Source organism: Mesorhizobium sp. GW821-FHT04C10 (assembly GCF_059420305.1).
In genome coordinates, this window is record NZ_JBWKTL010000002.1 from 61,730 (window position 1) to 82,647 (window position 20,918).

Genomic DNA, 20,918 nt, shown 5'->3' on the forward strand with positions numbered 1-20,918 from the left:
GACGCTGATACTGGTGCGCCAATTCGGACAAGTTGCAGGAGACGGCCCGTGCCGAAGACCAAATCCCGAAGACTGAACGCCGCAGCGCCGGCGTTGCCAAGCGCCCGCATGGCCAGAATGGATATCGCCGCGAAAGGAGAGGGAAGGGAAGACGACGCAAGCGCACTGCCGCATGACGCTCGAACCGAGATACTTTCGACAATCGCTTTCCTGGAGGATTTCGGGGCGGAATTCGAAAGCGCGTTCGAGCTGTCGTCGCCGAACCCTTATCTTGCCATGGCCGCACATCTCATAAGACATCACATCGAAGCCAAGCCTGTCACCCAGACGTCTCTTCTCGCCGCGTCCGGAGTTCCCTACGCAACCGCGACGCGGCGGCTGAAGGAGATGTTCGCCTCGGGCTTCGTGGAGGCCCGACCGCGCACACGCACCGGCAAAAGCGTCTCACTCCACCCAAGCGCGCGCCTGATCGAATCCTGGACCCGTCTGTCCAGGCGTGTTCGCCGAGTTGCAGCGCAAAGCTTCTCCGAGACGTCGGATGTTACCGCCCGCGATTACTATTTCGGCGGCTCCTACATGTTCGGGCGCTCGATCCAGGCTCCAAGGGTGTTGGCCGAACCGCTGAAATTGGCCGGCGGCGTGCGCATTCTTGTCCATGGCGATCCAACTTTCATGGTCATGGAGAACCTCAAGCGGCAGTTCGAACTCATCGTCGGATGCAAGATCCACCAAAGAGCCTTCTCCATCGACCGACTGCGCGAAGAAGCGCTCCGCAATGTCGAGCGCAAGGTCAGCCGCTACGACATAATCGCCGTTGACCTGCCGTGGCTCGGCGAGTTCGTGGCGAAGGGCGTTCTTGCGCCGCTCGATGACATCATGGATGTGAACAGGCTCGATCCGGCCGATTTCCATACCGCGGGGTGGCGGGCGACGCATTGGGTGGGTCGGCCTTATGGTGTGCCGAGCCAGACGACACCGGAGCTTCTCTTCTACCGCAAGGACCTTTTCGCCGAAGCGGGGCTGGAGCCCCCGCAGTCGGTCACCGGCGTGCTCGAAGCAGCCCGCATCCTGCACAAACCGTCGCGCGGCCGCTTTGGTATCGCATGGAACGCGGCGCGCGGCACGGCGCTGGGACACACTTTTATGATGACCTGTGCCGATTTCTCTCAGCCCATCCTCAATCTGCGACCCATTGCCGGCGGCTTCGACGCGGATCACCTGGATCGCCGCGACCTGCGTGCGACGATTGACACCGAAGCGGGTCTCGAGGCGGCCGAATATCTGCGTGCGCTGCTGTCGTTTTCTCCGCCCGACATTCTGTCGATGTCCTGGTACGAGCGGATAAGGCCTTACGCCGCGGGCAAGGTTGCGCTGGCTTACGGATATACGCTGCTCGCACCCTATTTCGAACTCGACGCCACGTCTCCCGCTTTTGGCCAAACCGGCTACATGCCGCATCCCGCAGGTCGCGCAGGCGTTCATCCGATCGCTCCCGTGGGCGGCTACATGCTGGGCATCCCCGCCAACATCGCGCCGGAGCGCCGCGACGAAGCTGTCGAGGCACTCGTCGCCTTCACCTCGCCGGAGGCCCAGAAGCTTTACGTCGAGAATGGGAGCAGGACCGCCCCCCGATATTCGGTTGGCTCCGATCCGGAAGTGCGCCGCATGTCCAGCATTTTCGAGGCGGTCGACGCCATGTCATGGCGCGATGAACTGCAGTTCTGGCCGCGCCCGCCCGTCCCCGAGATCTCCCAGATCATCCAGATTTGCGGCGAGGAGCTTCACGACATGCTGCGTGGTCTCGCCACGCCGAAGGCGGCGCTCGCGAAAGCCCAGAAACGGGCCGACCAAGTGATGAAAAACAAAGTCTCAAGCTAGGAGGAATAAGCGATGGATTTGAACCGCCTGAAAGGCAAGAACGTCCTCGTTACAGGCGGCGCGCAGGGTATGGGCGCCGCAATCGGCGAGTACTACGCCGCGCAGGGCGCGAATGTTTGCCTCGGCGACGTCAACATCGCTCTTGCCGAGCAGGTGGCCGCGAAAATCAATGCCGGCGGCAATGGCCGTGCGATCGCCGTCAGGCTCGACGTAACCAAGCGGGCGGACAATGCCGCGGCGGTGGCCGCCGTAGTCGAGGCGTTCGGCTCGATCAACGTTGCGCTGTTCAATGCTGGCATCAACAAGCCGCTGATGTTTCTCGACATAACCGAGGAGAATTGGGACGCGATCATGAACGTCAACGCCAAGGGCATGCTGCTCGGCATGCAGGAGGCGGCCAAGCAATTTGTCAAGCAGGGCACGGAAAACGGACCTTACAAGATCATCAATGTCGGCTCGATCCTGTCCCGCCAGGCCTTCCTGGACGTCATTCCCTATGCGGCTTCCAAACATGCGGTGCTCGCCCTGATCAATGGCGGCGCCAAGGCCCTGATGCAACACAACATCACTGTCAACGGCTACGGCCCGGGCGTCGTGCGCACCGAACTGTGGGAACAACTCGACAAGGATCTCGTGAAGATCGGCATGTTCGAGAAGGAAGGCCAGTCGATGGACCATCTCGCCAACACGATGATCCTGATGAAGCGCTATTCCTATCCCAACGATGTCGTCGGCACGGCCGCTTTCCTGGCCAGCCCGGAGTCGGATTACATGACGGGCCAGCTGATCATGATCGATGGCGGCATCGTCATGCAGTGACCGGCCACAAGGCCCGTCTTTCACCATCGATCCAACGGTAACAGGCGGAGGCGCTGCCGCGCGCCGCACGGAGGAATTTCCATGAAGACGAACAACGCCCTCAATCCGCGCATCCTGCAGCCTGGCGACATCGATCCCAATTGGCGCTGGGACAGGCATCTTCCGGCCCTGGGCCATACCGCCGTGGATTTCGAACGTCGGGTCGACCACGATCGGCTGCGGCGCTACCGGCTAAGCCGCGCCAAGGCGGCCCTCAAGAAGTCCGGTTGCGGTGCGCTGCTGCTCTTTGACGTCAACAACATTCGATATGTCAGCGGCACAAAGATCGGTGAATGGGAGCGCGACAAGATGTGCCGCTTCGCGCTTCTTGCCGGCGACGAGGAGCCCTATGTCTGGGATTTCGGTTCGGCTGCCGTTCACCACAAAGAGTATTGCAACTGGCTCGATCCTGAGCGCTGCCGCGCCGGCGTCGTGGGCATGCGCGGTACGATCCCACCGTCATTCGGCCTGATGAAGCACTACGCCGAAGAGATTTTCAGCCTGTTGAAGATGGCTGGTGTCGCCGACATGCCCGTCGGTCTCGACTACGCCGAGACCGCGATGTTCTTCGCCCTTCAGGAAGCCGGTCTCAAGGTCGTCGACGGCCAGCAGATCATGCTGTCCGCCCGCGAGATCAAGAACGTCGACGAGATTCATCTCCTCAACCAGGCGGCGAGCATGGTCGACGGCGTCTACCACATGATCTGGGAGGAACTGAAGCCTGGTGTGCGCGAGAACGACATTGTCGCGATGGCCAACAAGATGCTCTACGAAATGGGCTCGGACGACGTCGAGGCCATCAATGCCATCTCTGGTGAGCGCTGCAATCCGCACCCGCACAATTTCACCGACCGCTATTTCCGCCCGGGCGATCAGGCCTTCTTCGATATCTTGCAGAGCTATCAGGGATACCGCACCTGCTATTATCGCACGTTCAACATCGGCCGGGCGACGCCGGTACAGAACGATGCCTATGTGAAGGCTCGCGAATGGCTCGACGCGGCCATCGCGCTGATCAAGCCGGGTGTCACCACCGACGTCGTCGCCAAGGTCTGGCCGACCGCCGAGAGCCTTGGCTTCCCCAATGAACTGGCTGCCTTCGGGCTCCAGTTCGGACACGGGCTGGGTCTGGCGCTCCACGAACGGCCGATCATCAGCCGTGCCGTCAGCCTCGATCACCCGATGGAAATCGAGACCGGCATGGTCTTTGCGCTCGAAACCTACTGCCCCGCGGCGGACGGCTATTCGGCTGCCCGCATCGAGGAAGAGGTGGTTGTTACCGACAAAGGCTGCGAGGTCATCAGCCTGTTCCCTGCCGAAACCCTGCCGATCGCCAATCGGTACTGAGACGGCAATTGACGCGAGGACCCGAACGGATGAATGCCAGAAAAACCAACGCGGACGCCTACCTGCGCATGTACCGGCAGATGGTGCGCATTCGCGTGTTCGAAGACAATGCCAATCAGCTTTACCTGTCAGCCAAGATGCCCGGCCTTACGCATATGTATTCCGGGCAGGAAGCCGTCGCGGTCGGCATCTGCGAGGTGCTGACGCGCGACGACAAGATCACGTCGACACATCGCGGCCACGGCCACTGTGTGGCCAAGGGCGCCGAATTCAAGGAAATGTTCTGCGAGCTTCTGGGCCGGGCCGAGGGTTATTGCGGCGGCAAGGGCGGCTCGATGCACATCGCCGACCAGTCCAACGGCAATCTCGGTGCCAACGCCATCGTCGGTGGCTCGATGGGCATCGCCACCGGCGCGGCCCTCTCGGCCAAGCGGCTCGGCCGTAAGGACGTGGCTGTATGCTTCTTCGGTGACGGCGCGACGGCGCAGGGTCTTCTCTATGAGGTCATGAACATGGCCGCGCTCTGGAAGCTGCCGGTCATCTACGCATGCGAAAACAACGGTTATAGCGAGTACACCAAGACGGAGGAGATCGCGGCGGGCTCGCTTCTCGCCCGCGCCGAGGCCTTCGGCATCGAAGCCTTCAAGGTGGACGGCCAGGACGTGCTGGCGGTAAACAAGATCGCGGAGCGACTGGTCGCGCGCTGCCGCAAGGGCGAGGGGCCCTTCTTCATCCAACTTGATACCTACCGCTACCACGGCCACCACGTCGGTGACATCAACCGCGAGTACTATCGCTCGAAGGACGAGGAAGCACTGTGGAAGACAGATCGCGATCCGATCGTCAATTTCGGTCGATGGCTGGCCACCGAAGGGCTTGCAACGCCGGATGAACTGGCTTCGGTCGATGCCGAGGTGCGTGCCGAGGCCGATGCCGCGGTCGCCTATGCGCTGGCGGCGCCATTCCCCGATCCGTCGCAGGTAGGACGCCATGTCTTCACCGACATGATCGTTGCCTGAGGAGACCGATATGCGCGAGATCACACTTTCCAAGGCCGTCAACGAGGCCATCGCGGAGGAAATGCGCCGCGATCCGTCGATCTTTCTCATCGGCGAGGATGTCGCGGAGGCGGGAACGCCGTTCAAGGTCCTGTCGGGCCTTGTCGAGGAGTTTGGCACCGATCGGATCATCGATACGCCGATTTCGGAGCCCGGCTTCATGGGCCTGGCGGTTGGCGCGGCGATGACCGGATCGCGGCCGATCGTCGACCTGATGTTCGGCGATTTTCTTTTCCTGGTCATGGACCAGCTTTGCAACCAGGCCGCAAAGGCCCATTACATGTCCGGCGGCAAGCTCAAGGTACCACTCGTGCTGCGCACCAATCTGGGCGCGACGCGGCGCTCCGCAGCGCAGCACAGCCAGTCGCTGCATGCCCTTGTCGCGCACATACCTGGCCTGAAGGTGGCACTGCCGTCCTCCGCCTACGAGGCCAAGGGCCTGCTGAAGACGGCGATCCGCGACGACAATCCGGTGGTCATCTTCGAAGACAAGCTGATGTATCAGGAGAAGGCACCGGTACCCGAAGAGGAATATCTGATTCCGTTCGGCAAGGCGGAGGTGCTGCACCAGGGGCGCGACATCACCATTGTCGCCACGTCTTCGATGGTCCAGGTCGCGAAGAAAGCGGCCATCCTCCTCGAACGTGACGGCACGTCAGCCGAGATCATCGACCCGCGCACCATCGTTCCGCTCGACATGGAGACGATCCTCGCCTCCGTCCGCCGGACCGGGCGTGCCATGGTCGTCGATGAAGGCCATCAGAGTTTTGGCGTCACGGCCGAGATCGCCAGCCGCATCGCGGAAGGCGCATTCTACCATCTCGATGCACCGGTCCAGCGGATCGGGGCGATGGACGTTCCGGTCCCGTTCTCGCCAGTGCTGGAGGACATGACCGTCCCCACGCCGGAATCGGTTGCCGAGCGTGCGCGCCTCACGGTGCGTGGAGAGCTTTTCCATGCGGCGTGAGATCATCATGCCGGCGCTGGGCATGGCGCAGAAGACCGGCCTGATCGTCGCCTGGCACAAGGCGCCTGGGGACGCGGTGAAGGCGTCCGACATCCTGCTCGATGTCGAGACGGACAAGTCGACGATGGAAGTCGAGGCCGGGCATGACGGCTATATCGCCGCGCTGATGGCTGGCGCCGGCGATGATGTTCCGGTCGGCTCCACAATCGCCGTCATATCCAGCGAAAAGCCCGACCTTGCCGCCGCGCCGGCCGAGGTCGTGCCATCGCCACCTGCTCCGCAGCCGATAGTGCCCAAGAGGTCGGTGGCGCCTATCGCGCAGGTCGCGGTCCCTGCCAGGATCGTGCCCGAAAAGCCGGTGCCCCCGACAACTGGCGGCGACGGCAGGATCCTCGCTTCGCCCAAGGCCAAGCGCCTTGCCGCCGAGCGCGGCCTTGATCTCGGCCGGCTGGTCGCGCACGGCATGCGGCAACCTTTCCACGCCGCCGATCTCGACGCGCTGCTGCCGGTTCAGGCGATCGCCGCTCCGGCAATGCTCTCGGAGATCGAGGCCAGGATCGAACCGGCTGGCCTTGCCGGGATGCTTCGGCTGCTCGGCGAGGAGGGCGGCAAGGCAGGACGAGCGGCCTTGTGGGCCGCCTTCGCCGCATCGAGCCTGAGGGCCGTGTCCGACGATCACGGCCAGATATCCATACGGGTCGAACAGGGCTCCGCCAGCCTGCATTTCCACGACCCGGACCGAGGGCCGTTGTCGCGCCTCGAGGCCTCGCCGGAGGAAGGCGAGATCAGCCTGGCCTTGCGCGACCTCACCGGCACCTGCCTTGTTTCGACGCGGCTCGCCGGCGAGACGGCGCCCGTGCTGACGCTCACCGGCGACGCCAACCAGATGAACCTGCATCTGGTCTTTGACGCGTCGCGGCTGACCCCTGCCGCCGGGACGGCGCTGGTCACCGGCTTTGCCGCGCGGCTCGCCGATCCACTACGCCAGCTTCTTTAAGGAGAAATCTCAATGTCGTCCTACGACGGACCTGTCGATCTCTACATCGGCGGCCAATGGCTTCCCGCCTCGGCCGGCGAACGCTTCGGCGTCGTCAATCCCGCCGACGAGACGGTTCTGGCCTTGGTCGCTTCCGGCACGGAAGCGGATGCCGGTGCGGCGGTCGATGCCGCGGCGTCCGCCTTCCCCGCCTGGGCAGCGCGGCGTCCGCGCGAACGGGCCGAGATCCTGCGCCGCTGCTTCGATCTGATGAGTGCAAGGCTGGACGAGTTCGCCCGCCTCATCACGCTCGAAAACGGCAAGGCCCATGCCGACGCAATGGGCGAGGCGGGCTACGCGGCCGAATTCTTCCGCTGGTTCTCGGAAGAGGCGGTGCGCGCCGAGGGCCATCTCGGGCATGCTCCAGCATCGGGTGCGCGCATTCTCGTGCATCAGAAGCCCGCAGGCGTCGCGATCCTGGTGACGCCTTGGAACTATCCGGCGGCCATGGGCACGCGCAAGATCGCGCCGGCACTGGCCGCCGGCTGCACGGTCGTCATCAAGCCGGCGTCGGAGACGCCGCTCACCATGCTGGCGCTGATGCCGCTGCTCGAGGAGGCCGGAGTGCCGCCGGGCGTTGTCAATGTGTTGCCCAGCCGCAGATCGGGCGCGGTTGTCGACACCATGCTGCACGATCCCCGTGTGCGCGTGGTTTCCTTCACCGGCTCGACAGGCGTCGGCCGCAAGTTGCTTCATGCGGCGGCCGACCAGGTCATCAAGCCGGCGATGGAACTGGGCGGCAATGCACCCCTCATCGTCTTCGAAGACGCCGACATCGATGTCGCGGTCGAAGGAGCGATGGTCGCCAAGATGCGCAATCTGGGCGAAGCCTGCACGGCAGCTAACCGCTTCTATGTGCACGAGCGGATCGCCGAGGAGTTTACCCGACGTTTCACGGCCCGGATGGCCGCGCTCAAGATGGGCAATGGACTGGCGCCAGGTGTCGACGTCGGCGCGCTGGTCAACGCGGACACCCGCGACAAGGTCGCGGCCTTCGTCAAGGATGCGCAGGCGCGTGGCGCGGAGCTTCGGCTGGGCGGAACGGTGCCCGATGGGCCTGGATTCTTCTATCCGCCAACCGTGCTGTTCAACGTGCCGGGTGATGCGGCCTGTATGCGCGACGAGATCTTCGGCCCGGTGGCGGCTATCCAGACCTTTGGCGACGACGACGACGTGGTCGCCCGCGCCAACGACACCGAATACGGCCTTGTCGCCTATGTCTTCACCCGGGACATGCGGCATGGGCTGAGCGTGTCTGAGCGGCTGGAGTTCGGCATGGTCGGTCTCAATCGCGGCCTCGTTTCCGACCCGGCCGCGCCTTTCGGCGGCGTCAAGCAATCCGGCCTCGGGCGCGAGGGCGGCAAGGACGGCATGCTGGAATTCATGGAAACCCAGTACATAGCGACCAATTGGTGAGCACGATGACAGCGACCGTCGCCAGCCCCTCCACCCGGCAGCGCGCCCGCGAGGCGGGCGTCGACCTCGCGGCTCTTGCAGCCGAGCTGGGCCGGGATGTGATTTCCCCGGGCGATATCGATGATAGGCTGGAAGGCAGGCGCGCCGGCCTCGGCGGGGACCATCGCCGCTACTGGGACGTCGACCACGCGCGATATGGCCCGGTTCGCGAGGAGGCGACGAGCCGCTTCAGTCAGATGGCCGCCCTCAACCTCGCCGCCGCGCAGCAGGTCATCCCGGCGGTGACCCATCATGACCGCGCCGACATGACGGCGGTCGAGACGGCGCGCGCGGCGCTCAGGGATGAGGCGCGGACGCGCGGCGTGAAGCTCACCGCACTGGCCTTCCACGTAAAGACACTGGCCCGGACGCTGCGGGATTTTCCACGCTTCAACGCCTCGCTATCGGCGGACGGCCGCACGCTGTTTGTGAAGGACTACGTCCATATCGGCATCGCTGTCGACACGCCGCACGGCCTGATTGTGCCCGTCATCCGCGACGTCGACCGCAAGGGCCTCTGGCGGATTGCTGGCGACGTTGCCGATCTCGCGGCACGCGCACAGCAGCGCAAGGTCGGCGCTGACGAGATGGGTGGTGCGTCTATGTCGATCAGCAATCTGGGCGGCATCGGTGGCATCGGCTTCACGCCGATCGTCAATCCGCCGGAAGTGGCAATACTCGGCATTTCTCGGACCGAGGTCGCGCCGGTGTGGAATGGCGAGGCCTTCGCGCCGACGCCGATGACGCCGCTCGACCTGAGCTACGACCACAGGGTGGTCAATGGGGCCGACGCCGCGCGCTTCCTGGTGCGTTACACCAACCTTTTGGCCGATCCGCGCCGGCTGATGATCTGAGATGCCAATGACCGAGACACAGCATGCCGACCTTATCGTCATCGGCGCGGGACCCGGAGGTTATGCTGCGGCGTTTCGTGCCGCCGACCTCGGGCGATCGGTCGTTCTGGTCGACGGCAGAAGCACGCTCGGCGGCGTCTGCCTCAACGAAGGCTGCATTCCCTCCAAAGCCCTGCTGCATGCTGCGCGCGTCATTCACGAAGCGAGCCATATCGGCGCCTGGGGCATCTCGTTCGGTCCGCCGAAGACGGACATAGACGCGTTGCGGGCGCGAAAGGACGCGATCGTTTCGCAGCTCACCGCCGGGCTCGGCCAACTCGCCGGTCGCCGCAAGGTCCGGGTCGTCACCGGGCGCGCGGCGTTCGCCGGCGCTGACGAGCTTGCCATCACGACCCCGGACGGCGAGATCGAGCGCTGGACATTCGGCCAGGCGATCATCGCCACGGGATCCTCGTCCGTGCAACTGCCAGGCTGGCCGCAGGATAGCCGCATATGGGATTCGACCGCGGCGCTCGAACTCCGCTTCGTGCCACGCCGCCTGGCAATCGTCGGCGGCGGCATCATTGGGCTCGAAATGGCGACGATCTATTCGGCTCTGGGAGCGAGCGTCACCGTGATCGAACTCGCCGGCCAGCTTGCGCCGGGTGCCGAAGCCGACGCCGCTGCCCTGGTCCGCGCGTCGCTCGAGGCCAGGAGCTGCATCGTCCACACCGGCACGCGGGTCGTCGGCATCGAAGCCGGTGCGAAGAGCATCTTGCTCTCTTGCGAGGGCGGTTTCGCGGGCGCTGTCGAAGCGGACGCGGTGATCCAGGCCGTCGGCCGGCGCGCGAGCGGCGCGGCGATCGCGGCCGAAAAGGCGGGCGTCGAGACAAGGCCTGATGGAACGGTTGTTGTCGATGCGCTGTGCCGCACGAACCGCTCCAACATCCTTGCCGCCGGCGACATAACCGGCGGGCCGATGCTGGCGCATCGCGCGACGCACCAGGGCAAGGTCGCGGCGGAGGTGGCCTGCGGCCACGCAAGCGCCTTCGACACCGCCTTCGTTCCCTCCGTGGCCTACACCGATCCCGAACTGGCCTGGGTCGGGCCGACCACGGCGCAGCTGAAGGCAGCCGGTGTCGCCCACAAGGTTGCCCGCTTCCCATGGGCCGCCAGCGGCAGGAACCTGGCGTCCGGCGGCGGCGACGGCATGACCGTCATCGCCTATGCGCCGGAAAGCGAGCGCATCCTTGGCGCCACCATCGTCGGCCCCGGCGCCGGGGAATTGCTGGCCGAGATCGGGCTGGCTCTGGAGATGGGAGCGACACTGACCGATCTTGCGCTGACGGTGCACGCGCATCCGACCCTATCCGAGACGGTAGCCTTCGCCGCCGAGCGGGCGCTGGGCACCCTGACCGACCTGTAGGGGCCATTTCGCGGCCGACCGCCTGGCATCGTGCAGATTCGAGAGCGTCCGGCTGCGGATCGGTTCAGCTCATTCGCAATTCTGGACGGAAAACCGTTACGAACTTTTCCTGGAATTGCACCCGGCGGCCTAGCGCCTGCCGTGACCGGTCAGGCGGCGGTTCTCGGCCGGCGCACGGGCGCGGATGGCATATCGCGATGCCGCGAGACTGTCGCGATGAGATTCTCCTCGGTCATCTCATCGCCCGTGAATTCACCGTTCAAGGCGCCCTCGGACATGGTCAGGATGCGGTGGCTGACGCCCAGAACCTCGGGCATTTCGGAGGATATGACTATGACGGCCAGTCCTTCCTCGGCGAGCTTCGCGATCAGCGCATGAATGACCGACTTCGAGCCGACGTCGATGCCGCGTGTCGGTTCGTCCAGGATCAGCAGCTTCGGCTTGTTGCAGAGCCACTTCGCCAGCACGAATTTTTGCTGGTTGCCTCCGGAAAGGTTGCCCACGCGCTGGGTGGGGCCGGTCGTCTTGATCTCGAGCGTCTCGCGGTAGCGCGTGAACACCTGCGTTTCGCGCTCGCGGTTCATGATCCCCATCCGCGAGAACAGGCCGAGATGCGGCAGTGTGATGTTTTCGCGGCCGCCCATGCCGATGACGAGGCCCTGTTCCTTCCGGCTTTCCGGCGCTAGGCAAAGGCCGAGATCGATGGCCTGACGCGGGGTGGGGAAGGGGATCTCCTTGCCCATCCAGAACAGGCGCCCCTGGTCGGCGCGCCGCACGCCGAACAACGTTTCCACCACTTCCGAGCGGCCCGCGCCGATCAATCCGTAGAGGCCGAGCACCTCGCCCTTGCGAACGCCGAGCGAGATGTTCTCGAACATGCCCTTTTTCGCCATGCCTTCGACGCGCAGCACCTCGGCGCCGAAATTAGGCTTGGCGCGGGTGAAGAAGCTGTCCAGCGTGCGGCCGATCATCATGCGTGTCAGCGTCTCGACCGTGGCGTCGGCCGTGTCGACCGTGCCCTGAAGGACGCCGTCGCGCAGCACCGTCACGCGGTCCGTGATCTCGAAGATCTCGTTCATCTTGTGCGAGATGTAGACGATGCCGACATTGCGCGCCTTGAGGTCGGCGATGATGGAAAAGAGTTTCCCCTTTTCCGTATCGGTAAGCGAGGCCGTAGGCTCGTCGAAAATGACGACGCTGGCATTGAACGCCTGGGCGCGCGCGATCTCCACCATCTGCCTGCGCGCGATCGACAGCGTTCCGACCCTGGTTGTGGGACGGAAGTCGCAGCCGAGGGCATCGAGCACCAGGTCGGCATCGCTGTTGAGCTTGCGCTTGTTCAATATGCCGAACACCTTTGTGGGCCACGAGCCGAGATAGATATTTTCAGCCACAGACAGTTCCGGCGAGAGCGAGAGCTCCTGGTGGATAAGCAGGATGCCGCGGTCTCGTGCCTCGAGCGGCGTGCGGATGTCGACCGCCTCGCCCTTGTGGACGATCCTGCCGCCGTCAGGACGATAGAGCCCGGCCAGGACTTTCATCAGCGTCGATTTGCCGGCGCCGTTCTCGCCCATCAAGGCATGGACTTCTCCCGCCCGCACTTCGAAGGATACGTCCCTCAAGGCCCTCACGCCGGGAAAGTTCTTGGAGATCCCCTCGACCGAAAGGATCGTCTCGCCGCCGGCCATGCTATTCACCCTTTCTCGTGCCGAGGACCATGATGCGATCCAGGCCGAGCGCCAGGAGCAGGACAAGGCCCATCACGATCAGTTCGACGTAGTTCGGCGTGTTCAGGAGCCTGAGGCCGTTCTGGACCACGGCCAGCGCCAGCACGCCGCCAAGCGTCCGCCACATGTCGCCATAGCCGCCCTTGAGGCGGGTCCCTCCAAGCACCACGGCAATGATCGCCCAAAGCTCCCAGCTGCGGCCGGCCTGCGGTTCAGCCGTACCCAGCCGCATGGAGAGGAGCACACCGCTCAGCGCGGCCAGGAAGCCGCACAGCGTGAAATTGATTAGCTTGTGGCGGCTGACACGTATGCCGGCGTCCCTCGCGGCCTCGATATTGTCGCCCACCGCGTAAGCTTCGCGCCCATGGCGCGTGCCGGTCAGGAACCACTGGAAGAACAGCACCAGTGCGAAAAAGATCATCGCCGTCAGCGAAATCTGCCCGACATAGATCTCGGGAATCTCGGTGTAGTCGAAATCGTTCACGAGCAGGGCATTGCCGCCCGTATACACGAAGACCAGGCCACGGATTCCAATCAGCGCGCCGAGCGTGACCACGAACGAATGCATGCCCGAAAGCGCGACCAAGGAGCCGTTCAGCAGGCCGAGGACGGTGCCGGCCAGCAACGCGACCGTGATCGCGGCCGGCGCGCTGATGCCGTCATTGTGGAGGCCGATACTCAAGGCGCAGGCGAGCGCCAGGGTCGACCCGACCGAAAGGTCGATCTCGCCGTTGATCATGACGAGCGTCATGCCGATCGCGAGGATGCCGATGAAGGCGCTCTGGGTCAGCACGTTGGCAAGGTTGTTGGCGGTCAGGAAGTAAGGCGATACGACGCTGAAGAAGATGCAGGCGGCCGCCAGGAAAAGCCAGATGTGGCTGCGCATCAGCAGGGTGCGTGCCGTGTCGTTTCGGCCATGAACCGCGGATTGGACGAGGGATGGGGTCATGCTAGGAACCTTCCACGCTTGGCGGCCAGATCGATCCATACCGCGGCGATGACGATGGCCCACGTCACCAGCCATTGGACGTAGTAGGGAAAGCCCATCAGGATCAGGCCGTTCTCGATGAAGCCGAGCATCGCGACGCCGACCAGGGTACGCCAGATACTGCCGTAGCCGCCGAGCAGCGAGGTGCCGCCCAGGATGATCCCGGCCAGCACCGTCAGCTCATAGCCCTGGCCAATGGTGCTTTGCGCACCCATCACGCGGCTGCCCATGATGACGGCGGCACAGGCCGTCGCGAGGCCGCTGATCAGATAGGTCATGAAGACGATCCTGGAGGCGGCGATTCCCGAGAAAATCGAAGCGGTCTCGTTGCCTCCAACGGCGAAGACGGCACGGCCGAAGCGGGTCCGCATCAGGACGAAGCTGGCGACCGCGGCCCCAAGGATCAAAAGCACCACGGGAGCGGGAACCCCGAAAACGTTCCCCCTGCCGAAAAAGGAGAACCATGTCGCGCTGTCGGCGACGTTTACGTTGGCGCCGCCGGAATACCACAAGGTGACGCCTTGCAGCAGCGAGAGCATGGCAAGCGTGGCGATGAGGGAATCGAATCGCAGATAGGCAACCAGGAAGCCGTTGCAAGCTCCGATCAGGAGGCCGCAGCCCAGCGTGATCGCCACCGCCCCGGCCGGCCCGAGATGGTTGTGCTGGGACACGACCAGCACCGACAGCAGAGTCAGGCCTGAACCGACGGAGAGGTCGAGGCGGCCGGAAATCACGACGAAGGTGGCGCCGACGGCGATGGTTCCAACGATGGCGATCTGGCGCATGACGCCAAGCAGATTGCCGAAAGTCAGGAATGTCGGCGCGCTGAGCGCGACGACGGCAAGGATTGCGGCGAACGCGACGATAAGACCGTTTCGCCTGATGAAATCGCTGGTATTGCTTGCGATCATCGATCGTGCCTCCCACACGCCGTCGCCCATGCCCGGTCATGCCGGAGCCTTTTCGCCGTTCTAAGGGCAAGGAGAGTGCTTCGACAGGCTAAGAATATCCAATCTGGATTTCTTGTCTTCGCCGCTTCATTCGCCGCGTCAACCGTCAAGCGATCGGGGAAGGTTCGGCGCGTGACTTTTGTCCATGCCGGCAAGCGCCGACAAAAATCCACTTTGGATAACTGGCATGTTGTAAGCGGATGGGGTCACAACGATCCTTCTTGCATCCGAACAAGGTCGAGCCCTGATCCATAAGGGTCCGAGCCGCAGCGGACAACGGAGGAGGAATACTCATGAAAAGTTTTATGCGCGTAATTATTGGCGCACTCGCGGTTTCGGCAATAGCCACAGCGGCCTTCGCGGGCGACGCACCCGACTGGCTCGGCGGGCCGCTCAAGAAGCCGCTGGCGGAAACCCGCATCGGGATCACGGTTCTTTATCCCGGATCGAATTCCTATCAGGCGATGTATGCGAAGGCGGCTGAAGACTACGCGGCCAAGCTCGGCATCAAGGCAACCGTCATGGACCCGCAGGGCGACCCTGCCACGCAATTCAACCAGCTGCAGGACATGATCTCGCAAAAGATGGATGCCATCGTTCTTTGGCCGACCTCGCAGAACGCGCTCATTCCCGCCGTCCGCCAGGCCTCCCGCGCCGGCATTCCGGTTATCACCTCGAACTCGCCGATCGGCGAGGCGGGGCAGCCTTACATCAAGGCGCATACGGGCCCCAATGACTGTGCGCTCGCGGGACAGGCAGCCGAAATGCTCGGTGACGCGCTGGACGGAAAGGGCAACATAGTGGTGGTCGAGGGAACGCCCGGATATACCGTGTCCATCCTCCGCAACAACTGCTTCCTCGATGTCATTCAAGACAAATACAAGGACATCAAAATCCTTGGCAGCCAGCCCGCCGACTGGAATCGCGAGAAAGCCCAGAAGACCATGGAGACCTTCCTGACGCAGTTCGGCGATCAGATCAACGGCGTCTATGCTTTCGACGACGGAATGGGATTGGGGGTGATCAGCGCCCTTCAGGCCGCCGGCAAGAAACCCGGCGACGTGAAGTTGGTCACCTGCAACAATTTCGGCGAAGGCTGGGACGCTATCAAGGCCGGCTGGGAAACCGGTTCCGGCAAGCAGTCGCCGATTGATGACGCCGAACTTGCAATCCGTACCGCAATCAAGGTCGTGAACGGCATCGAAGTGCCGAAGAGCCAGGACATCGAGATCGGCAAGATCACGGCCAAGAATGTCGACGAGTTCCCCCGGCCGACCTGGTAACCTCCCGAGACGCGGCGCGCGTCCTTTCGGAGGGCGCGCGCCGCCGGCCCACATCGCCAAACCACGGAAAGGGCAGTCATCCTCGCGGATGACGGCCCTTTTTCGATCGGGCAGTCAGATGCTGTCGATGGCGACGTAGCTCCGCTGCTCGGCGGACCTGGTGGCGGCGTCGACAACCCTTTGCACTTCCAGGGCCTCCTGGAAATCGGGTCTGGCCGTGGCTAAGCCCGCATGGGCGTCGAGCAATTCCGCCACCTCGATCACCTTCAGGTCGTTGAAGCCGAGGTGATGCCCGGCGGCGGGGCAAAAGCGGCCATAAGGCGTATGCTCGGGCCCGGCTTCGATCCGGGTGAACCCGTCGCGGCCCCGCGCGGAGGGCGTATGCAGACGCAGTTCGTTCATCCTCTCCTGCGTGAAGGCAATGGCGCCTTTGCTGCCGGTGATTTCGAATTCGAGCTGCATTTTGCGGCCCGTTGCCGCCCAGTTTGCCTCGATGGAGCCGATGATCCCGTTGGCGAAGCGGCACAGCATGACCGTCCGGTCGTCCACGCTCACGGGCACGCGGCGCGTGTCCCCATGCGAGGCAGGGCGCGTCGGCACGATGGTCGCCTGCTCGGCCAGCACATGCTCGATCGGGCCAAGCAGGTAGCGGGCCATGGAGATGATGTGGCTGCCGATGTCGGCGAGGGCGCCACCGCCGGCTGGATCGGTGCGAAACGAATGCGGCGCGTCCGGATCGGCCATGTAGTTCTCTGCGTGGATGCCGCGAAAGCCGGTGACCTCGCCGATTTCACCGCTGGCGATGATCTCTCTCGCCAGCTTGACCATCGGGTTGCGCAGGAAGTTGAACCCGACCATGGTCACGACGCCCGCCTTGATGGCGGCCTCGCCCATCCGGCGCGCGCTTGCCGTGGTCACGGAGAGCGGCTTTTCGCAGTAGATGGTCTTGCCGGCCTCGATCGCCGCCAGCGCCATGTCCTCGTGCAGCTTGTTCGGCGCCGTGATGGCGACGATGTCCACACGCGGGTCGCCGACCAGACGCCGCCAGTCGCCGGTGCCGTCCGCGAACCCCAGCGTGGCGGCCGATCGCCTTGCCGCCTCTTCGCTCAAATCAGCGAGGAGGACCAGATCGGGCACCAAGGGCACTTCGAAAAGTCCCGAGACCGAACGGAAGGCGTTGGCATGGCACCGACCCATGAAGCCTGCGCCGATCAGTCCGATCCCGACCTTTCTCATCGGCATCATCCGATCGATCCGCTCAGTCCCGTCGTGATGGCCCTGCGCTGCAGCATCGAGGCGCCGCAGGCAAGCGCGAGGACCAGCGCCTTGCGCCCGTCCTCGACGGTGACCGGGGAACGCGCCCCCTTCACGACCATCTCGTGGAACGCATCGATCATCCTTGTGAAAGCTTCGGCGTAGCGTTCGAGGAAGAAATGCCGGGGGCGGGTATCCGCTCCCATGTAGAGCGCGGTACTGCGCCTGATCTGGATGTCGCGGACGTTTTCCGTCTGCAACATTCCGTCACTGCCGAAAGCTTCGATGCGCTGGTCGAAACCGTAGACCGCGCGCCGGCTGTTGCTGACGTGGCAGAGCTTTCCGCTCGACGTCCGCATGACCGTCATCGCCGTGTCGACGTCACCGATCGCGCCCAGTGCGGGATCGACCAGGCAACTGGCAGAGGTGAAGACCTCCTCGGGCTCCTCGCCCAGGATCCAGCGTGCGAGATCGAGATCGTGGATAGTGCTGTCGCAGAAATACCCGCCCGACGTGCTGGCATAGGCCACCGACGGCGGGACAGGGTCGCGATTGACGATAGTCAGCATGTGGAGGTTGCCGATCTCCCCCGCGCGAACCGCATCGCGCAAGGCGCTGACCGTCGGGTCGAAGCGTCGATTGAATGCCAGCATGAACGGTACTGGATTGGCGTCCAGCACACCGACGGCCTGCTCCACCCGGTCCTTGTCCAGATCAAGCGGCTTTTCGCACAGCATGGGCTTGCCGGATTCGGCCACGGCACGGATGTATTCGAGATGCGTATTCGTCGGCGTGGCGACGATAACGGCGTCGACCGCCGGGTCGGCAAGCGCGTCCCCGATATCGTCCACGGCGCGGCCGCCATAGGCTTCGGTCACCTTGAGCGCGGAAGCCACATTCGGGTTGAAGACGCTGACCAGTCGCATTCCGGGATGGGCCGCGACGGCTGGTCCGTAGACATTCCCCATGCGTCCGCTGCCGAACAGACAAATTCCGAGCATGCTGCCTCCGATTTCACTCGCCACGCTGCCGTCGCACCGCGCTGGATATCCTCCCATACCGGTCCGGACAGTCGAACCGGACTTTCATCCAGAATGGTTTTTTTCGACCGGGCAAGGCCGCGCCCGCTGCTCTAGCTTTCCTCGACCGACCGGAGGAGAATGAAGAATGTCGCTGATGACTGCCGCGGTGCTTGTGGAGCCAGGCCGGTTCGAGATCCAGCGTTTGCCAGTGCCGGCCGTCGGAGCCGAGGACGTGCTGATCAAGGTGGCTTACTGCGGCATCTGCGGCACCGACAGTCATATCTTCGACGGGCAGTTCATGCCGCACCGACTGCCTTTGACGCCGGGCCACGAGTTTTCCGGCACCGTCGCCTCGGCCGGAAGTGGCGTTTCCCATCTGACGATCGGGCAGAAGGTGGTCGTCGACATCAATCACGGTTGCGGCCACTGCTATTTTTGCCGCCGCAACGAGGTGATGAGCTGTCCCTCCGTGCGGCAGATCGGCATCGACCGGGCGGGTGGATTCGCAAGCTATGTGGCGGTTCCTGGCCGGCTGGCGATCACAGCACCGTCCGGGACCGATATGCGCGTTCTGGCCCTGACGGAACCGGTGGCCTGTGTGGTGCGCTCGACGCGCAAGTCGCGCGCGGGTTTTGCCCGCTCCGTCCTTGTCCTCGGCGCAGGGCCGATCGGAAATCTGCATATCCAGATGATGCGGCTGATCGGCGCCGCCCCCATCATCGTGGCCGATCGCTCGCCGGAGCGCGCGGCGCTGGCACTGCTGGCCGGCGCCGATGCGGCCGCGTCCGATCCTGATGAGCTTGCCGACTTGGTGCGCCGGATGACCGGCGGCAGGGGCGTAGACTTGGCCATCGAGAGCGTCGGGCTCAAGGAACTCTACGCGACAGCACTCGATCTTATCCGGTCGGGTGGCCAGATCGCCATGTTCGGCCTCGCGCATGAGAGAGATATGCTCGCCTTGCCGCTCCTTCCCGCCGTGCTCAGGGAATATGGTCTGAAGGGGTCTGTGGCCGGCATGGGCGAGGACATGTATGACGCGCTGACGCTCTTGGCCCACGGGCGTTTCGACCTGGAGCCGTTCACCCGTGCGATATACCCGCTTGAACAAATCCAGCAGGCATTCGACACGCTTCGTGGCCGACCCGGCGATCTGAAGACGCTCATCGAACTACCGGACGATTAGCCGACCAAGCCGAGTTAGCGGCGCCGGTCCTCGATTATCATGTCCGCCGCCTTCTCGCCGATCATCACCGTCGGCGCATGCGTATTGGCGGTGATATGCCCGGGTATCACGGACGCGTCGGCGATCCGCAATCCGCCCAGGCCGCGAAGGCGAAGCCGCGGGTCCACCACCGCACCATTATCCGTGCCCATGCGGCAACTGCCGACCGGATGCAGCAGGGAGAGCCCGTTGGAGCGGCAGTAGTCCAGCAACTCCTGGTCGCTCTCCCTGTCGCTGCCCGGTGTGATCTCGCTTGCCACATAGGCGGCCATCGGCTGCGTCCTCGAAAGGCGCCTGGCGTGCCTGAGGCCCGCGACGGCCGCCTTGCGATCGGCCTCGCTGGCCAGGAAGTTGAAGCGGATGGCCGGTTGAACGCGCGGGTCGGGCGAGGTCACGTGGACCGATCCGGTGGCATCGGGACGCATGTGCTCGGCCAGGATGGTGAAGCCGGGGTATGGCCGCGGCTTGAGCTGCTCGTCCGTGCACCACGCCATGAAGGTGACCATCATGTCCGGCCTGCCCAACGACGGGTCCGAGGCGATGAAGTCGTTGGCGTAGTTGCCATTGGTGGCCATCAGGCCCGAGCGGCGGAAGAAGTAGCGGGCGAGCTCAAAGCCACCCCTTGCCGGGTTGTTGTAGAGGTCGTTGACCGTCAACGGTTTTGTGCAGCGGCACTCAAGCCCGATTCCGAAATGATCGCGCAGGTTCTCGCCTACGCCGGGCAACTCGTGCCGCGGGTCGATGCCGATCCGGCCAAGGTTCTGACCGGCGCCGATGCCGGAAAGCTCCAGCAATTGGGGTGAGCCATAGGCGCCGGCGCAGAGCACGACCTCGGTCCGCGCCCTTGCCAGCTTCGCCTGGCCGCCGACCGTGTATTCGACGCCGGTCACGGTGCCGCCCTCGATGCGCAGTCGCGAGGCGGTCGCCCTTGTGACGACCCGTAGCGTTTTCTGACCGCGCAGATACCCAGCCGCCGTCGACCAGCGCCGGCCGTTGCGGGTCGTCACCTGGACGTAGCCTGCGCCGCGCTGGCTGGGGCCGTTGAAGTCGTCGTTGCGCGGCGCGCCGAGGTTGACGGCGGCTTCGATGAAGGCGTCGCCAAGTTCGAAGCCCGAAACGTCTGAAACGCTGAGCGGACCGCCGACGCCGTGATAGGCGCTTGCGCCTCGTTGCTGGTCCTCGCTTCTCATGTAGTAGGGCAGGACGTCCTTGAAGCTCCAGCCGGTGCAGCCGGCGGTGGCCCAGGCATCGAAATCCTCCCGCTGGCCGCGCATGTAGATCATGCCGTTGATCGAACCTGTACCGCCGAGCACTTTTCCACGCGGCTGGAACAGTCGACGGTCATTGAGACCCGGCTCCGGCTCGGACATGAAGCACCAGTTGACGGCCGGATTGGCGTAAAGACGGGCATATCCCAGCGGGATGTGAATCCACGGGTTGCTGTCTTTGCCCCCGGCCTCGAGAAGCAGCACGGAGTATCCGGCATCGCTGAGTCGTCCGGCCACGACACAGCCGGCGGATCCGGCTCCAACCAACACATAGTCGTAAGTCTCGGCCGAAGGGTCGATTTCGTATGCCATGCCGCATTCCCCCGCGGTCGATGGGAGACCGCGG

At 64.1% G+C, this 20,918-nt stretch carries 17 protein-coding genes; 11 read left to right on the top strand and 6 right to left on the bottom strand.

Annotated features, from left to right (window positions below):
* Positions 1–627 precede the first annotated feature (627 nt).
* From AC07UC_RS33860 to lpdA, 9 genes are all read left to right on the top strand, one after another.
* The gene (locus AC07UC_RS33860) at positions 628–1,878 is read left to right on the top strand and encodes an ABC transporter substrate-binding protein (protein ID WP_494909097.1); all 1,251 of its coding nucleotides are present in this window, start codon (positions 628–630) and stop codon (positions 1,876–1,878) included.
* Positions 1,879–1,890: 12 nt separating this feature from the next.
* Positions 1,891–2,697 carry an SDR family oxidoreductase gene (locus AC07UC_RS33865; protein WP_494909098.1) on the top strand — a complete coding sequence of 269 codons (807 nt, stop codon included), beginning with the start codon at positions 1,891–1,893 and terminating at the stop codon, positions 2,695–2,697.
* A gap of 81 nt (positions 2,698–2,778) precedes the next feature.
* Entirely contained in the window at positions 2,779–4,083 is a 1,305-nt protein-coding gene (locus AC07UC_RS33870; protein ID WP_494909099.1) for a M24 family metallopeptidase, read from the top strand.
* A gap of 29 nt (positions 4,084–4,112) precedes the next feature.
* Entirely contained in the window at positions 4,113–5,102 is a 990-nt protein-coding gene (locus tag AC07UC_RS33875; RefSeq protein ID WP_494909100.1) for a thiamine pyrophosphate-dependent dehydrogenase E1 component subunit alpha, read from the top strand.
* A 10-nt stretch (positions 5,103–5,112) separates the two neighbouring features.
* On the top strand, positions 5,113–6,108 hold the full coding sequence (locus tag AC07UC_RS33880; RefSeq protein ID WP_494909101.1) for an alpha-ketoacid dehydrogenase subunit beta: 996 nt from the start codon (positions 5,113–5,115) through the stop codon (positions 6,106–6,108).
* On the top strand, positions 6,098–7,105 hold the full coding sequence (locus tag AC07UC_RS33885) for a biotin/lipoyl-containing protein (RefSeq protein ID WP_494909102.1): 1,008 nt from the start codon (positions 6,098–6,100) through the stop codon (positions 7,103–7,105). Before AC07UC_RS33880 ends, AC07UC_RS33885 begins: the two co-directional genes overlap by 11 nt.
* Positions 7,106–7,117: 12 nt before the next feature.
* Positions 7,118–8,560, top strand: a complete 1,443-nt coding sequence (locus AC07UC_RS33890) for an NAD-dependent succinate-semialdehyde dehydrogenase (RefSeq protein ID WP_494909103.1) — start codon at positions 7,118–7,120, stop codon at positions 8,558–8,560.
* Positions 8,561–8,565: 5 nt separating this feature from the next.
* Positions 8,566–9,453 (top strand): 2-oxo acid dehydrogenase subunit E2, encoded by an 888-nt coding sequence (locus AC07UC_RS33895; RefSeq protein WP_494909104.1) that lies wholly within the window; start codon positions 8,566–8,568, stop codon positions 9,451–9,453.
* 7 nt (positions 9,454–9,460) lie between these two features.
* Complete coding sequence (gene lpdA / locus AC07UC_RS33900) at positions 9,461–10,858, top strand: dihydrolipoyl dehydrogenase (RefSeq protein WP_494909105.1); 1,398 nt, start codon at positions 9,461–9,463, stop codon at positions 10,856–10,858.
* Between the two features lie 149 nt (positions 10,859–11,007).
* Here the strand turns inward: lpdA and AC07UC_RS33905 are convergent, their stop codons facing one another.
* From AC07UC_RS33905 to AC07UC_RS33915, 3 genes are read right to left on the bottom strand one after another with little or no spacing between them, the layout of a single operon-like run.
* The gene (locus AC07UC_RS33905; protein ID WP_494909477.1) at positions 11,008–12,546 is read right to left on the bottom strand and encodes a sugar ABC transporter ATP-binding protein; all 1,539 of its coding nucleotides are present in this window, start codon (positions 12,544–12,546) and stop codon (positions 11,008–11,010) included.
* Between the two features lies 1 nt (position 12,547).
* The gene (locus AC07UC_RS33910) at positions 12,548–13,534 is read right to left on the bottom strand and encodes an ABC transporter permease (RefSeq protein WP_494909106.1); all 987 of its coding nucleotides are present in this window, start codon (positions 13,532–13,534) and stop codon (positions 12,548–12,550) included.
* Complete coding sequence (locus AC07UC_RS33915) at positions 13,531–14,484, bottom strand: ABC transporter permease (RefSeq protein ID WP_494909107.1); 954 nt, start codon at positions 14,482–14,484, stop codon at positions 13,531–13,533. Before AC07UC_RS33915 ends, AC07UC_RS33910 begins: the two co-directional genes overlap by 4 nt.
* Positions 14,485–14,816: 332 nt before the next feature.
* Here AC07UC_RS33915 and AC07UC_RS33920 point away from each other — a divergent pair, with 332 nt between their 5' ends.
* Positions 14,817–15,806, top strand: a complete 990-nt coding sequence (locus tag AC07UC_RS33920) for a sugar ABC transporter substrate-binding protein (protein ID WP_494909108.1) — start codon at positions 14,817–14,819, stop codon at positions 15,804–15,806.
* Between the two features lie 114 nt (positions 15,807–15,920).
* On the opposite strand, the gene AC07UC_RS33925 is transcribed toward AC07UC_RS33920, so the two are convergent.
* A complete protein-coding gene (locus tag AC07UC_RS33925; protein ID WP_494909109.1) occupies positions 15,921–17,051 on the bottom strand; it encodes a Gfo/Idh/MocA family protein in 1,131 nt (376 codons plus the stop codon).
* Complete coding sequence (gene iolG / locus AC07UC_RS33930; protein ID WP_494909110.1) at positions 17,048–18,061, bottom strand: inositol 2-dehydrogenase; 1,014 nt, start codon at positions 18,059–18,061, stop codon at positions 17,048–17,050. The genes AC07UC_RS33925 and iolG overlap by 4 nt, the downstream gene beginning before the upstream one ends.
* A 166-nt stretch (positions 18,062–18,227) precedes the next feature.
* On the opposite strand from iolG, the gene AC07UC_RS33935 reads away from it, so the two are divergent.
* A complete protein-coding gene (locus tag AC07UC_RS33935) occupies positions 18,228–19,265 on the top strand; it encodes a zinc-dependent alcohol dehydrogenase (protein WP_494909111.1) in 1,038 nt (345 codons plus the stop codon).
* 14 nt (positions 19,266–19,279) lie between these two features.
* Here AC07UC_RS33935 and AC07UC_RS33940 read toward each other — a convergent pair whose 3' ends face one another.
* A complete protein-coding gene (locus AC07UC_RS33940; RefSeq protein WP_494909112.1) occupies positions 19,280–20,884 on the bottom strand; it encodes a GMC family oxidoreductase in 1,605 nt (534 codons plus the stop codon).
* Positions 20,885–20,918 lie beyond the last annotated feature (34 nt).